Below are 13,953 nucleotides of genomic sequence, written 5' to 3' on the forward strand. Positions count from 1 at the left end.
TGAAATCCAGCTAAAAAACTCACTGCTGCTCCTACTCTATAAGAAGTCCCTAAGGTAAACTTGTCATAAAACTGAAAGTTAGAAGAAACATCTAATTGTAATGGAGCGCCTGAAACAATCTAGCTATTTCTGTCTCAATCTTTACAGCGATTGCACCACTTTTACGAGTCTGATTAACTACAATAAGCTCTATCTCAATATTTTAACTTCAAATATACAACAGAAAGTAAATAAACACCAAACTTGATTTTAATTATTTTTTAATACTTAAAAACATCATAGAACCACAAAACTAATTACCTTTGCTCTTATGATACATAAAGCCGGCTTTGTTAACATTATCGGAAATCCTAATGTGGGTAAATCTACCTTAATGAATGCATTAGTAGGCGAAAAACTATCTATCATTACTCCCAAAGCGCAAACAACGAGACATCGTATTTTAGGAATTGTAAATCACGAAGAATACCAAATTGTTTTTTCTGATACTCCAGGAATTATAAATCCAGCCTATGAACTACAAGCCTCTATGATGGATTTTGTAAAATCTGCTTTTGAAGATGCTGATGTACTAATTTACATGGTAGAAGTGGGCGAAACTGCATTAAAAAACGAAGCTTTTTTTAATAAAATAATACACAGCAAAATCCCTGTTATTCTTCTTTTAAATAAAATTGACAAATCAAACAAGGAAGAAGTAGATGAGAAAATTGCATTTTGGAGAAACAAAGTCCCCAATTCTTTTATTTATGTAATTTCGGCCCTAGAAAAATTTAATGTAGATGCCGTATTTTATAAAATAATAGAATTACTTCCAGAAAGCCCTCCTTTTTATCCCAAAGATCAACTTACAGACAAAAACGAACGTTTCTTTGTGAATGAAAAAATTAGAGAAAAAATTTTAACACACTACAAAAAAGAAATACCCTATTCTGTAGAAGTAGAAACAGAAAGTTTTATAGAAGAAGATGCAATTGTTAGAATTAGATCTATAATTATGGTAGAGCGCGATACACAAAAAGGAATAATCATTGGCCATAAAGGAACAGCGATTAAGAGAGTTGGTGCAGAAGCTCGAAAAGACTTAGAACGTTTTTTTCAGAAAAAAGTTTTTATTGAACTTTATGTAAAAGTGAATAAAAATTGGAGAAGTGATAAAAACCAATTAAAGAGATTTGGCTACCAACAATAAAAAAACTATTGCCTTTTAATTGAAATCTACTCTCTATTTTTTAAGTATCATAAGAAAACAACAACACCTCATTTTATCTCTATTTCTCTGAAATAAAAAGACCTGTAAAAGTCTTTTGTTTAATTGTATCTTTGCAAAAATTTTAGAATTCAAATGAACAGTATTATAGCCATTGTAGGAAGACCAAATGTTGGAAAATCGACACTATTTAACAGATTGGTTCAAGGAAGAGAAGCTATTGTAGATTCTGTTAGCGGAGTTACAAGAGATAGGCATTATGGAAAATCGGACTGGAATGGAAAAGAATTCTCTGTAATTGATACTGGTGGGTATGCTATAGGTTCTGACGATATTTTTGAAGAAGAAATTAGAAAACAAGTAGCTTTAGCCATAGATGAGGCAGATTTAATTGTTTTTGTGGTAGATGTAGAAGATGGTATAACACCAATGGATGCTGAAGTTGCCAAACTTTTAAGAAAAGTTAAAAAACCAATTTTTATTGCCGTTAATAAAGTTGATAATGCAATGCGCGATGCAGATGCTGTTGAATTTTATAACCTAGGTTTAGGCGATTACCACACTATATCTTCTATAAACGGGAGTGGAACTGGTGAATTGTTAGATGCAATTGCAGAAAAAATTCCTGCTCCTGAAGAAGTAGATTTAGAAAAAAAAGAATTACCCAGGTTTGCAGTTGTTGGTAGACCAAATGCCGGTAAATCATCATTCATAAATGCTTTAATTGGCGAAGACAGAAATATTGTAACCAATATTGCTGGTACAACTAGAGATTCTATTGATACAAAATACAACAGATTTGGTTTCGATTTTAATTTAGTTGATACTGCAGGAATTCGAAAAAAATCTAGAGTAAAAGAAGATTTAGAATTCTATTCTGTAATGCGTGCTGTAAGATCTATTGAATATTCTGATGTAATTATTTTAGTTATAGACGCTACTCGTGGTTTTGAAGGGCAAGATCAAAATATATTTTGGTTGGCAGAAAAAAACAGAAAAGGAGTTGTTATTTTAATCAATAAATGGGATTTGGTTGAAAAAGAAACCAATACTATGCGTGATTATGAAGCTAAAGTAAAAGAACAAATAGCACCTTTTACAGATGTACCCATTGTATTTATTTCTGCATTAACAAAACAACGTTTATTCAAAGCTATAGAAACTGCTGTAGAAGTTTTTGAAAACAGAAAAAACAGAATACCTACAAGTAAGTTTAATGATGTAATGTTAGAGGTGGTTAAAAACTATCCACCACCAGCAATTAAAGGTAAGTTTGTAAAGATTAAATACTGCATGCAGTTGCCTACACAAACTCCACAATTTGCATTTTTCTGTAACTTACCTCAATATGTAAGAGATCCATACAGACGTTTTGTTGAAAATAAATTACGTGAAATTTATGATTTTTCTGGAGTTCCAATAACCATCTATTTTAGACAAAAATAAGTCTGGTTCTCACCTTCTTTTCTTTAGAAGTGACAACTTTTTTTTCTTACAAACAATTCTTACCAACTTTTAATTTTAAAAATTTAGCTGTAAATTTATAGGGATATTTTTATCAATATAAAACACTTTATAATTGTAATTTTTTGAGTGTTTAAACGACTATTTTTAAAAACAATTTTAAAAGAAAATAATTACATGTTAACCTGGAAAGACATCATACATTTTGCCACAAAAGGCAACTCAACCCCAGATAAAAGAATGGAAAAATCTGAGGGTGAATGGAAAGAAATCTTAACTGCAGAACAATTTAGGATTACAAGACTAAAAGGTACAGAAAGACCACACACAGGTGAATTATGTTCTATATATGATGTTGGGCAGTACAATTGTATATGTTGCAATGCTCCTCTTTTTGATTCTACTATAAAATATGAGTCAAGATCTGGTTGGCCTAGTTTTACACAGCCAATTAAAGAAAACGCAATCAAATATGTAAAAGACACTACATTTGGTATGGTTAGAGTAGAAGTATTATGCAATACTTGCGATGCGCATTTGGGTCATATTTTTCCTGATGGACCAAAACCAAGTGGTTTGCGCTATTGTATTAATTCAGAAGCTATGAAATTAGAGAAAGAAAATGAGTAAAGATATTAGATTAGCTACAGTTGGTGGAGGCTGCTTTTGGTGCACAGAAGCCGTTTTTCTAGAAGTTAAAGGTGTGGAAAAAGTAGTATCTGGTTATGCAGGTGGTAATGCACCAGGCAAACCTACCTATAGAGAAATTTGCTCTGGGTTAACAGGTCATGCAGAAGTAATTCAAATTACCTACGATGCAACTATTATTTCTTACGAAGATATTTTGGTCATTTTCATGACTTCTCATGATCCTACAACGTTAAACAGGCAAGGAGCAGATAGAGGCACTCAATATAGGTCTGTTATTTTTTATCATGATGAACACCAACAAAAAATTGCAGCTGAAGTTTTAAAACAGTTACAAGTTTATTTTGATGATAAAATAGTGACTGAAGTAAGTCTATTACCTACTTTTTACGAAGCTGAACAAGAACATCAAGACTTCTACAAAAACAATCAAGGTTATGGTTACTGCACATATGTTATAGAACCAAAGTTATCTAAATTAAGAAAATTACACGCAGATAAGTTAGCATGAAATTAAACCTGAAAAACACCTTTTTAAATAATTTACCAGCAGATAAAGTTCTAGAAAATTCTAGAAGACAAGTAACAGATGCTGTATATTCTTTTGTAAATCCCAAAAAAACAAATCAGCCAGAAATAATTCATGTATCTCAAGAAATGACAAATGATTTAGGTATTACAACAAAAGAAACCAAGTCAGAGTTATTTAAAAATGTATTTACAGGAAATCAAGTTTATGCCAACACAAAGCCTTTTGCAATGTGTTATGGAGGTCATCAGTTTGGCAATTGGGCAGGTCAATTAGGTGATGGAAGAGCTATCAATTTATTTGAAGTTGAACATCAAAACAAAAATTGGAAAGCACAATTAAAAGGTGCAGGTAAAACTCCTTATTCTAGAACTGCAGATGGTTTGGCAGTTTTACGTTCATCAATAAGAGAGTATTTATGCAGTGAAGCCATGCACCATTTAGGTATTGCAACAACTCGTGCTTTGAGCTTAAGTTTATCTGGAGATCAAGTTTTAAGAGATGTTTTGTATGACGGAAATCCTGCATATGAGAAAGGAGCAATCGTTTCAAGAATTTCACCCTCTTTTTTACGTTTTGGAAATTTCGAAATATTCGCCTCTAGAAATGATATTACAAATTTAAAAGTACTTACAGATTATACTATAAAACATCATTTTACTCATTTAGGAAATCCATCAAAAGAAACATACGTTCAGTTCTTTAGTGAAGTTGCAAACAAAACTTTAGACATGATTATTGATTGGCAAAGGGTTGGTTTTGTGCATGGAGTTATGAATACAGATAACATGTCTATTTTAGGGTTAACCATAGATTATGGACCTTATGGATGGCTAGAAGGTTTCGATTTTGGTTGGACACCCAACACCACAGATAGACAAAACAAAAGGTACAGATATGGAAATCAACCCAATATTGGGTTATGGAATTTATACCAACTTGCAAACGCCTTATATCCTTTAATTGAAGATGCAGAGCCTTTAGAAGTCATTCTAAATCAATATAAAGTTGATTTTGAAAAGAAATCTTTACGAATGATGAAAAGCAAATTAGGCTTATTTGTTGCTGATGAAGAGGATGTTAAATTAATTCAAGAACTAGAAGATAATTTGCAATTAGTAGAAACAGATATGACCATTTTCTTTAGAAATTTAAGTAATTTTTCTAATTATAAAAAAGGATTTAAACTTATTGAAAATGCTTTTTATGATTTAGAAAATATTTCTGATGATGTATACAACAAATGGAATATTTGGTTCAAAAAATTCGAAAATAGGTTAACCATAGAAAGAGTTTCTGTTGATGAACGTAAAGAAAAAATGGATGCTACAAATCCTAAATATGTTTTAAGAAACTATATGGCTCAATTGGCTATTGATGCAGCAAATAATGGCGATTATAAATTAATAGATGAATTGTTTCAATTATTAAAAAATCCATATAAAGATCAACCAGAAAATGACAAATGGTTTGCAAAAAGACCTGAATGGGCTAGAGATAAAGTAGGTTGCTCTATGTTATCTTGTAGTTCTTAATATTGGTAAAATAAACGCATAGAGAAACATTTTAGTTGAAAAAATGGAACTAAAATGGACATTTACAATAGTAAATAGAAGATACCTTTGAATACATTCAAAGCTTTACACCTCCTATTATGTGATTTAGATAATTTACAGTAACTTTATGTAAAATACTATAAATTTATAGAGTGCACGAATAAAAAAGAAAGAAATGAACATATCCTTTATAATAAACAACAAAGAGGTTACAGTTGATGTTAAAGACGAATACACCCCTCTTTTATGGGTGATTAGAGATCATTTAAACTTAAAAGGAACAAAATTTGGCTGTGGAAAAGCAGCCTGTGGAGCGTGCACTTTACATATAGATGGTGCAGAAATACGTTCATGTTCTTATGCCGTAAAATTTGCTGCTGGTAAGCACATAACTACCATTGAAGGATTAGGAAATGAAGAGAATCCTCATCCAGTACAACAAGCTTGGATAGAAGAAGTAGTTCCACAATGTGGATACTGTCAATCAGGTTTTATGATGGCAACTGCTGCATTATTAAAAGAAAACAACAACCCTTCAGACGATGAAATAGATGACGCAATCTTAAATATTTGTAGGTGTGGCACTTATTATAGAATGCGAAAAGCAATTCACAGAGCTGCTGAACTTTCAAGAGATCAAAAAAGTTAAAAGATGAGCAAAAAAATATCGAGAAGAAAATTTTTAGTTAAAGGAGGGCTAGGAACACTTGGTGTATTAGCAGTAGGTACAGCTATATTTAGAAATCCTATAAGAAGAGAAATAATCGATTTTACAGATTCTTTTGTTGCACCATATTTAGGAACCGGAACAGAAGCCAACTTGTGGTTCGAAATTACCAAACACAACACCATACTTTTACATTCACCAAAAGTAGAGATGGGGCAAGGTACATTTACAGGGTTTGCTCAGATTGCAGCTGACGAATTGGATATAAATATTAACCAAATAGAAGTAATTGCCGCTGCAACTGAAAGTGGCATTGTAGATAATTTAGGAACTGGTGGTAGTTTATCTATTGCTTCTATGTGGACAATTTTGCGCGAATTGGCTGCTACAACAAGAGAAATGATAAAACTAGAAGCTGCTAAAAAATGGGGCATAGCAGTTCAGGAAATCACTACAAAAAATGGAATAGTGACTTTTAAAGACCAACAACTTTCTTATGCGCAAATAGCCGAGAATGTTACTGAATGGGAAATTCCTTCTACGCCAACATTAAAACCTTTTAAAGAGTATACTCTCATTGGCAAACCAATACCTAGAATCGATTTAAATGCTAAAGTTTTTGGTGCACCTATTTTTGGTATGGATGCAGAGATGGACAATATGCTGCATGCAGTTGTTTTAAAACCAGAACATATTGGTGCAACTTTCAAAAAGGCCAACTTTACCGAAGCAAATAAAATGCCAGGGGTTGTAAAAATTATTCAAATTGATGATTGGGTGGGCGTTATTGCTAAAAGTTATTCTGAAGCACTCGCAGCAAAAGAAGTTATTGATATAGAATGGCACATTCCAAAGAAATGGTCTGAAGAAGAAATAAGGTCTTTAATAACAGTAGGTAGTGGGAGTGAAATGTTGGTTCAAAAAGAAGGAAACTCTTTAAAAAAAGATGAATCTTTTTTAGAAATAGAATTCAAAAGCCCACTTGGTGCTCACGCTCAAATAGAACCAAATGGTGCAGTAGCTTCTTATAAAGATGGAAAAATTACAGTAATTATATCTACTCAAGTAGTAGGCATAACTCAAAAACAAGTTGCAAAAGCACTAAAAGTAAGTACAGAAGATGTAAATATAATTCCAACTTTTTTAGGAGGTGGATTTGGAAGGCGATTAAACACCTACCATGCTATACATGCCGTTCAAATGTCTAAAGCGGTTGGGCAACCTGTAAAATATTTTTTTACGAGACAAGAGGAATTTCAAAATGATATGTTTAGACCTCCAACTCATCATATTATGAGAGGTAAACTCAATAATGCAGGACAAATAGAAAATCTAGAACACCATTTTGCAAGCGGAAACGTAGCTACAGAATCTGTATTATTACCAAATATTACTAATAAAATACTAGGTGCAGACCTTGGTGCAATTCGAGGAGGAAGTATACATTATAATGGAATAAAAAATAGAAGGGCAATACAGTGGCACAAACCACTTCCTTTTGCTACAAGTTGGTGGCGAAGTTTAGGGTTATTGGCCAATACATTTGCTATAGAAAGTTTTGTAGATGAATTAGCAATACAAGGAAATAAAAATCCTATTGAGTTAAGACTAGCGGAGATAAAAGAAGATGAGGAAGGTATTAGGTTAAAAAATGTGATACAAAAGACACAACAACACACTAACTATTCAGATAAAGTTAAAGATGGAATTGCCATGGGATTTGCATGCTCTACAGACGCAGGAACACCTTGTGCGCAAGTGGTTGAAGTATCAATAATAGAAGATGAAATTAAAGTGCACAAAGTAACTTGTGTAATGGATTGTGGAATTGCTATAAATCCAGATCAAGTAAAAGCACAATGTGAGGGTGCAATTATTATGGCAATGAGTGCAGCAATGCACGAAAAAATGTACATTGAAGATGGGCAATTGCAACCAACCATCTTTGGTCCTTATCAGATGGCAATGATTAAACACGCTCCTAAAGAAATTAACGTGCACTTAATACAAGGTATAGATAAACCAGGACCTGTAGGTGAGCCGCCTTTAGGGCCTATTGCAGCAGCAATTGGGAATGCAGTTAGAAGGTTAACAGGAGAACGGTTAACAGAAATGCCATTAAAACTCTCTTAACATTGATTCACGAACTGAAAGAAATAATACATCAAGCAACCATCAATCAAAAAAAAGGATTGAAAAATGTGTTGGCCTCTGTTGTGCATTTAGAAGGTTCTTCTTACAGAAAACCTGGTGTAAGAATGTTAATTTCTGAAGATTTAACTTCTGTAGGCGCAGTTTCTGGAGGATGTGTAGAAAAAGAAATCATACAAAGAGCGAAAACTGTATTTAGAGATAACAAGCCTAAGATTATAACTTACGATGGAAGATACAGATTAGGTTGTGAAGGCATTTTATATATTTTAATTGAACCAATAACTATCACAGAAGAGTTTTTAACAATCTTTACAACAGCTTACTCCAGAAGAGAGACTCTAAAAATTGAAAGTAATTTTATATTAGAGGACGAATATTTTGGTAATTTCGGATCGATGATAACTTTCGAAAATCAAAAACAATTTTCATTTTTTGCATCTTTTGCTCCTGAAAAAAACACCCAGCTTTTTTCACAAATTTTACAACCCGCTTTTAAACTAGTAATTATTGGTGGAGAGCATGATGCTGTTCAATTATGCAAAATTGCTGCGAATCTTGGTTGGGAAATAGAAGTGATAACATCTGCAAAAGACAGTAAACAATTGTCTGATTTTCCTGGAGCTAGTAGAGTTTTAGGTGAGAGCCAAGAAACTATCGAATTTAAGGGTATTACAGAAAACTGTGCTATTGTTTTAATGAACCATAGTTATGTACAAGACTTAAAATATTTGGTAAAATTATCTAAAAAGAAGTGTGCTAATTATATAGGTATTTTAGGTGCTCCAAAAAGAAGAGAGCGTTTGTTTAATGAGCTTTTTGAGTTTTCCCCTGAAACTACAGAAGCATTTTTAGAAACCATTTACACACCTGCAGGTCTGCATATTGGCGCAAAAACACCTCAGGAAATTGCTATTTCAATTATTGCTGAAATTTTAGCAGTTACAAGAAATAAAGAACCCTTTTCTCTAAGAAATATTACAGGTAAAATTCACAGTAATTAAATTTATGAGTATTGCTATTTTAGTATTGGCTGCTGGGAAATCCTCTCGTATGCAAAGCATTAAACAACTTGAAAAAGTTGGCAACAAGACGCTTTTAAATATCACTTTAGAAAAAGCAGTTCAACTGCAAGAAATCGATATTTATTGTGTTTTGGGTGCAAATGCAAGTCTTATTAAAAAATCGATAGTATTACCTAATATAACAACTATTTTTAATGATAATTATATTAATGGATTAAGTACAAGCATTATTGCTGGTCTTAATTATTTTAAAGAACATGACTTAAATTTTGATGCTGTTTTTATTCTTTTGGCAGATCAACCAGCTATTGATGAAGAATACCTATCATCAATGAAAAATCTACATTTGAATAACCCATCTAAAATAATTGCAACCCAATACAAAGCGCACTTTGGTGTACCTGTGATTATACCTAAAACCTATTTTAAATCGCTTTTAACTATTAATGGTGATAAAGGTGCTAAAAGTTTTATTAACAAACACAAAACTGAAGTTTTATCATCAAAATTAGAAGCCAACAATATAGATATTGACACGCAAGAAGAATTGAAACTTTATAGAAAGTCAATTTTAAAATAGTTAATTTTACCAATATAAAATTAGTAAAATATTTTGGAGGAAGTGTTTTTTATATGTTACCAATAGCATTGAAAAAAATATAGCCACTAACAAAGGAAACAATAAAATAACGATAATATTTAACTCAAGTTTTTAATTTTTAAATAAGATGAGTGTAAACGCATTACTTTTTGGAAGTTTCTTTGGCTTTTTAGCCATAATTTTAGGTGCATTTGGAGCTCATTTATTAAAGAAAAAACTATCTCAAGACCAATTACAAAGTTTCGAAACAGGGGTTAAATACCAAATGTATCATGCAATTGTTTTGCTTCTTTTAGGTTTTAATTTAAATGATACACTGTCTATTGACAATTATATTGTGAATGCTTTTATTGTTGGAATAGCACTTTTCTCTTTCTCAATTTATGGTTTAGTGTTATCTAGTTATAAAGAGAGAAAACTAAAGTTTTTGGGACCAATAACTCCTTTAGGTGGTTTGTTTTTAGCTGCAGGTTGGTTACTTTTACTTTATAAATTTATCTTATTACTTTAAGCGATATTCAAAGATATTTCCTTCTTTTCTACCTGCTCTTTTATCAGTAATTAAAATTGTATTCTTTCCTTTAAAGCAAATCCCTTCGATTTTTAAGAATATTCTTATTATAGAATTTTGAGTTTAAATACTTCATAAAGTTTGAGAGAAATGTCAGGTATATAAAATAATTTACCAACCTCCAGAAGCACCTCCACCTCCAAAAGAACCACCACCAAAACCGCCTCCAAAACCGCCTCCTGACGATCCGCCTCCAAAGCCACCTCCAAAGCCACCACTTCTTCTACCAGCATTAGTTAAAATAATTGTATCAAAAATAGTATCTGCCAAAGAGCCTCTTCTAAATCTTTTACCTCCACCTCTATTGTTTTTGTTGCCTCTAAAAATTACAAGGAAAATTACAATAACAACAATTACTAAAAATATACTACCACCTTTCTTTTTAGATTGTTTTCTTGTGCCTTTAAATTCGCCTTGAAGTGTTTTAAAAATAATATCTGCTCCATAATCTAAACCTTGATAATAATTGTTTTTCTTAAATTGAGGAACCAAAACACGTTCAATTATCCTTTTGGTCTGAAAGTCTGTCATTAAATATTCGACACCTCTTCCGTTCTGAATGGCTACTTTTTTATCATTTTTAGCGAGTAAAACAAATACACCATTATCTTTTTTAGCATCTCCAATCCCCCACTTTTCTCCCCAGTTTGCCGCTAGATAATTGATATTTTCGCCCTCTGTAGAGTTAATAATTGCTATAACTATCTGTGTAGAAGTTGTATCAGAATAACGAACTAGCTTTGCTTCTAAATTTGTTTTTTCTGAATTGGAAAGTAAATTGATGTAATCGTAAACACTAGTTTGAAAATCAGGTTTTTTAGGTATTTGAAATCCTTGAGAAAACAAAGTAAACGATAAAAATAACGCACCAAATAAAAAAATTTGTTTACTGTGAAAATAATTTAAAAAAGCTTTATTTAGTTTAAAACTCATCCTTTAGATATTTCGTTAGAAAGCTCATTTTCATCATCTTTTTGCCAGGGAAAATGGTGTTTCAACTCCTCACCAGCCTTTAAAATCCCTGCAACCAAACCTTGTTTAAATTCCTGGTTTTTAAAGTAAAGTTGAATAATGTCTTTAGTAGTGTTCCAAAAATCATCAGGCACTACATTATTAATTCCTTCATCACCACAAATAACAAACTTTCTATCGTTAACAGCCACATAAATTAACACTCCATTTTTATCTTTAGTTGCGTGCATTTCTAATTCATGGAACACCTCTAAAGCTCTATCATAATGAGATTTATCTGTCTTTGCCTCTATATGCACTCTAATTTCACCAGAGGTGCTTTTTTCAGCAATGCGAATGGCAGCTACAATTTCTTGCTCATCTTCATTAGTTAAAAACGAGTTATTACTTGACATTTAGGCTGCTTTTTTATTAAAATCAAAATTAATATCCGGAGCATTTTCTGAACCAGGATTTGCTTTATATCTATCCATTTCATCGAAATTAAAGATCCCTGCTAATACAGAATTTGGGAAAATTTTAATATGCTTATTATAATTGTTTACCCCTTCGTTAAAACGGTCTCTAGCCACATTAATTCTATTTTCTGTTCCTTCTAGTTGGCTTTGAAGCTCTAAAAAGTTTGCATTAGATTTTAAATCAGGATAACGCTCTACAGAAACCAATAGTTTAGACAAAGCTCCACTTAGGCCAGCTTGTGCTTGTTGAAACTTAGCCATATTTGCTGCAGACAAGTCACCAACATTTATAGAAGTAGATGTTGCTTTTGCTCTAGCATTAATAACCTCTGTTAAAGTACTTTTTTCAAAATCTGCAGCACCTTGCACAGTTTTTACTAAATTTCCAATTAAATCATTTCTTCTTTGGTAAGCGCTTTCTACATTAGACCAAGTTGTTTTTGCATCTTCTTGTAATTCAACAGCGTTATTATTAAAGCCTTTTGCCCAACTATAAACTGCAAAAAGCAAAACTGCAATGACTGCTAAAGGGATAAACCATTTTTTCATAATTTTATTTTTTTGGATTGATTTTTATATTATTTACAAATTTACTAAAAAAAGCTGTGCTCTTTAGACCCTATTTTAAATAGCATAACAACAATTGTAGATTTTAAAAAAACAGCAGAGGAGATGTACTTCTTTAAGAAAATAACTACAAGAAACTACAATGAGTTTTTTATTTGAAGTAATTCTGCTTTTACAGACTCTAATCTGCTTATAATTTCGTGTTTATTAAAGGTGCTTTCTGGGTTTTTTTTAAGTTGCATTTTAGCACCATCTAGAGTATACCCTCTTTCTTTAACTAAATTAAAAATTAATTTAAAATTATGAATATCTTCTTGAGTAAAAAGTCGGTTTCCTTTTTTATTTTTCTTTGGAGTAATAATATCAAACTCTTTTTCCCAAAAACGGATAAGAGAGGCATTTACATTAAAAGCAGTAGCTACTTCTCCAATTTTATAATAACGTTTTTCAGGCAAGTCTATAAACATAATAACATTGTTTAGTCGTAAGATTGACTTTCTTCTGAGGTTTGTTGTAGGTCTGCAAACTCAGACACACTTAAATTTCCATAGTAAAAATTAATAGGGTTTACTGCAATGCCATTTTTATGAACCTCGTAATGTAAATGAGGTGCAACAGAAAGCCCTGTACTACCAACATAACCTATTAAATCTCCTCTTTTTACTTTTTCACCTCTTCTAACAACCATTTTACTTAAGTGTGCATAAATGGTTTTATACCCATAACTATGATCTATATAAACTACTTTACCAAAAGTAGAGCTTCTTTGTGCTCTATATATTTGTCCATCTCCAGAGGCATAAATAGGTGTTCCTTTAGGAGCCGTAAAATCCATTCCCTTATGAAATTTATTGATTTTCAGAATTGGATGCATCCTCATTTTGTATCCAGATGCTACATAAAAATCTCCTTTCTTAATTGGTAAAGTAGCAGGTATAGAGGCCAACATGTCTTCTTTTTCTTTTGCCAAAGCAACTATTTCATCTAAAGATTTAGATTGGACCACCATTTGCTTAGATAAAATATCTACTTGTTTGGTTATATTTTTAATTAATGTAGAGTTTTCAAAACCTTCTAAATCTTTGTATCTATTTACCCCTCCAAAACCAGCTTTTCGTTGCTCTAATGGAATTGGATTAGCTTCAAAATAACTTCTATAAATATTATTATCACGTTCCTGCAATTGCGATAAAACTGAAGAGCTTTCTTCTAATCTTTTATTAATAAGCTCAAAATGAAACTTCAAATTTTCTAGTTCTCTCTGCTGTGCTCGTTCAGAAGGCGATGTAATAATTTGACTAAAACCAATAAAACCTATAAAAGCAATCAGTAATATTCCAAAAAAACTAAATAGTATTTTACGATAATAATCGCTCTTTTTTACAGCAATTTTTCTGTAAGAAAGCGTATCCTCATCATAATAATATTTTACTTTTGCCATGTTGTGAAATATGCTATTTTTGTAATAGCTTTAGTAAATTTGAAAAACTAGTTTATTTATAAACAGACAAATTTACAAAATGTTTTACAACTG

At 31.7% G+C, this 13,953-nt stretch carries 15 protein-coding genes and 1 pseudogene; 10 read left to right on the forward strand and 6 right to left on the reverse strand.

The genetic code is table 11. The features are described from left to right. Positions 1–116 (reverse strand): annotated as a pseudogene (locus Q0L44_RS08835) (type IX secretion system membrane protein PorP/SprF); the annotation flags it as partial. Between the two features lie 194 nt (positions 117–310). Here Q0L44_RS08835 and era point away from each other — a divergent pair. The 10 genes from era to Q0L44_RS08885 all read left to right on the forward strand — a co-directional run bounded on the left by era (position 311) and on the right by Q0L44_RS08885 (position 10,362). Next, complete coding sequence (era, locus tag Q0L44_RS08840; protein WP_296637638.1) at positions 311–1,192, forward strand: GTPase Era; 882 nt, start codon at positions 311–313, stop codon at positions 1,190–1,192. 153 nt (positions 1,193–1,345) lie between these two features. Then, complete coding sequence (der, locus tag Q0L44_RS08845; protein WP_296637639.1) at positions 1,346–2,656, forward strand: ribosome biogenesis GTPase Der; 1,311 nt, start codon at positions 1,346–1,348, stop codon at positions 2,654–2,656. Between the two features lie 195 nt (positions 2,657–2,851). Further along, positions 2,852–3,304, forward strand: coding sequence for a peptide-methionine (R)-S-oxide reductase MsrB (msrB, locus tag Q0L44_RS08850; protein WP_296637641.1), 453 nt, complete (start codon positions 2,852–2,854; stop codon positions 3,302–3,304). Next, entirely contained in the window at positions 3,297–3,833 is a 537-nt protein-coding gene (msrA, locus tag Q0L44_RS08855; RefSeq protein ID WP_296637642.1) for a peptide-methionine (S)-S-oxide reductase MsrA, read from the forward strand. The genes msrB and msrA overlap by 8 nt, the downstream gene beginning before the upstream one ends. Beyond that, complete coding sequence (locus tag Q0L44_RS08860) at positions 3,830–5,386, forward strand: protein adenylyltransferase SelO (protein WP_296637644.1); 1,557 nt, start codon at positions 3,830–3,832, stop codon at positions 5,384–5,386. Before msrA ends, Q0L44_RS08860 begins: the two co-directional genes overlap by 4 nt. Positions 5,387–5,582: 196 nt before the next feature. After that, positions 5,583–6,056: a (2Fe-2S)-binding protein gene (locus Q0L44_RS08865; protein ID WP_296637645.1), complete on the forward strand. Its 474-nt coding sequence runs from the start codon at positions 5,583–5,585 to the stop codon at positions 6,054–6,056. A gap of 3 nt (positions 6,057–6,059) precedes the next feature. Then, positions 6,060–8,207, forward strand: a complete 2,148-nt coding sequence (locus Q0L44_RS08870; protein ID WP_296637647.1) for a molybdopterin cofactor-binding domain-containing protein — start codon at positions 6,060–6,062, stop codon at positions 8,205–8,207. 2 nt (positions 8,208–8,209) lie between these two features. After that, positions 8,210–9,229, forward strand: coding sequence for an XdhC/CoxI family protein (locus tag Q0L44_RS08875; RefSeq protein WP_296637648.1), 1,020 nt, complete (start codon positions 8,210–8,212; stop codon positions 9,227–9,229). A gap of 4 nt (positions 9,230–9,233) precedes the next feature. Further along, positions 9,234–9,830 carry a nucleotidyltransferase family protein gene (locus Q0L44_RS08880; RefSeq protein ID WP_296637650.1) on the forward strand — a complete coding sequence of 199 codons (597 nt, stop codon included), beginning with the start codon at positions 9,234–9,236 and terminating at the stop codon, positions 9,828–9,830. Positions 9,831–9,978: 148 nt separating this feature from the next. Beyond that, positions 9,979–10,362: a DUF423 domain-containing protein gene (locus Q0L44_RS08885; RefSeq protein ID WP_296637651.1), complete on the forward strand. Its 384-nt coding sequence runs from the start codon at positions 9,979–9,981 to the stop codon at positions 10,360–10,362. A 171-nt stretch (positions 10,363–10,533) separates the two neighbouring features. On the opposite strand, the gene Q0L44_RS08890 is transcribed toward Q0L44_RS08885, so the two are convergent. The 5 genes from Q0L44_RS08890 to Q0L44_RS08910 form a co-directional block, all read right to left on the reverse strand. Further along, complete coding sequence (locus tag Q0L44_RS08890; RefSeq protein ID WP_296637653.1) at positions 10,534–11,355, reverse strand: TPM domain-containing protein; 822 nt, start codon at positions 11,353–11,355, stop codon at positions 10,534–10,536. Continuing rightward, positions 11,352–11,789, reverse strand: a complete 438-nt coding sequence (locus Q0L44_RS08895) for a TPM domain-containing protein (protein ID WP_296637654.1) — start codon at positions 11,787–11,789, stop codon at positions 11,352–11,354. Before Q0L44_RS08895 ends, Q0L44_RS08890 begins: the two co-directional genes overlap by 4 nt. Beyond that, complete coding sequence (locus tag Q0L44_RS08900; RefSeq protein WP_296637656.1) at positions 11,790–12,401, reverse strand: LemA family protein; 612 nt, start codon at positions 12,399–12,401, stop codon at positions 11,790–11,792. 155 nt (positions 12,402–12,556) lie between these two features. Continuing rightward, positions 12,557–12,886, reverse strand: coding sequence for a MerR family transcriptional regulator (locus Q0L44_RS08905; protein ID WP_296637658.1), 330 nt, complete (start codon positions 12,884–12,886; stop codon positions 12,557–12,559). A gap of 11 nt (positions 12,887–12,897) precedes the next feature. Next, a complete protein-coding gene (locus Q0L44_RS08910) occupies positions 12,898–13,860 on the reverse strand; it encodes a M23 family metallopeptidase (RefSeq protein WP_296637660.1) in 963 nt (320 codons plus the stop codon). Positions 13,861–13,953: the final 93 nt, after the last annotated feature.

Source organism: Polaribacter sp. (genome assembly GCF_024639685.1).
In the GTDB taxonomy this organism is placed as follows: Bacteria; Bacteroidota; Bacteroidia; order Flavobacteriales; family Flavobacteriaceae; genus Polaribacter.

What these genes read in the sequence shown, in the direction of transcription:
- Q0L44_RS08895 (WP_296637654.1), bottom strand. Translation starts at nt 11,789, where the DNA reads ATGTCAAGTAATAACTCGTTTTTAACTAATGAAGATGAGCAAGAAATT.
- Q0L44_RS08880 (WP_296637650.1), top strand. Translation starts at nt 9,234, where the DNA reads ATGAGTATTGCTATTTTAGTATTGGCTGCTGGGAAATCCTCTCGTATG.
- Q0L44_RS08885 (WP_296637651.1), top strand. Translation starts at nt 9,979, where the DNA reads ATGAGTGTAAACGCATTACTTTTTGGAAGTTTCTTTGGCTTTTTAGCC.
- Q0L44_RS08905 (WP_296637658.1), bottom strand. Translation starts at nt 12,886, where the DNA reads ATGTTTATAGACTTGCCTGAAAAACGTTATTATAAAATTGGAGAAGTA.
- Q0L44_RS08890 (WP_296637653.1), bottom strand. Translation starts at nt 11,355, where the DNA reads ATGAGTTTTAAACTAAATAAAGCTTTTTTAAATTATTTTCACAGTAAA.
- era (WP_296637638.1), top strand. Translation starts at nt 311, where the DNA reads ATGATACATAAAGCCGGCTTTGTTAACATTATCGGAAATCCTAATGTG.
- Q0L44_RS08910 (WP_296637660.1), bottom strand. Translation starts at nt 13,860, where the DNA reads ATGGCAAAAGTAAAATATTATTATGATGAGGATACGCTTTCTTACAGA.
- der (WP_296637639.1), top strand. Translation starts at nt 1,346, where the DNA reads ATGAACAGTATTATAGCCATTGTAGGAAGACCAAATGTTGGAAAATCG.
- Q0L44_RS08860 (WP_296637644.1), top strand. Translation starts at nt 3,830, where the DNA reads ATGAAATTAAACCTGAAAAACACCTTTTTAAATAATTTACCAGCAGAT.
- Q0L44_RS08870 (WP_296637647.1), top strand. Translation starts at nt 6,060, where the DNA reads ATGAGCAAAAAAATATCGAGAAGAAAATTTTTAGTTAAAGGAGGGCTA.
- msrA (WP_296637642.1), top strand. Translation starts at nt 3,297, where the DNA reads ATGAGTAAAGATATTAGATTAGCTACAGTTGGTGGAGGCTGCTTTTGG.
- Q0L44_RS08900 (WP_296637656.1), bottom strand. Translation starts at nt 12,401, where the DNA reads ATGAAAAAATGGTTTATCCCTTTAGCAGTCATTGCAGTTTTGCTTTTT.
- Q0L44_RS08865 (WP_296637645.1), top strand. Translation starts at nt 5,583, where the DNA reads ATGAACATATCCTTTATAATAAACAACAAAGAGGTTACAGTTGATGTT.
- msrB (WP_296637641.1), top strand. Translation starts at nt 2,852, where the DNA reads ATGTTAACCTGGAAAGACATCATACATTTTGCCACAAAAGGCAACTCA.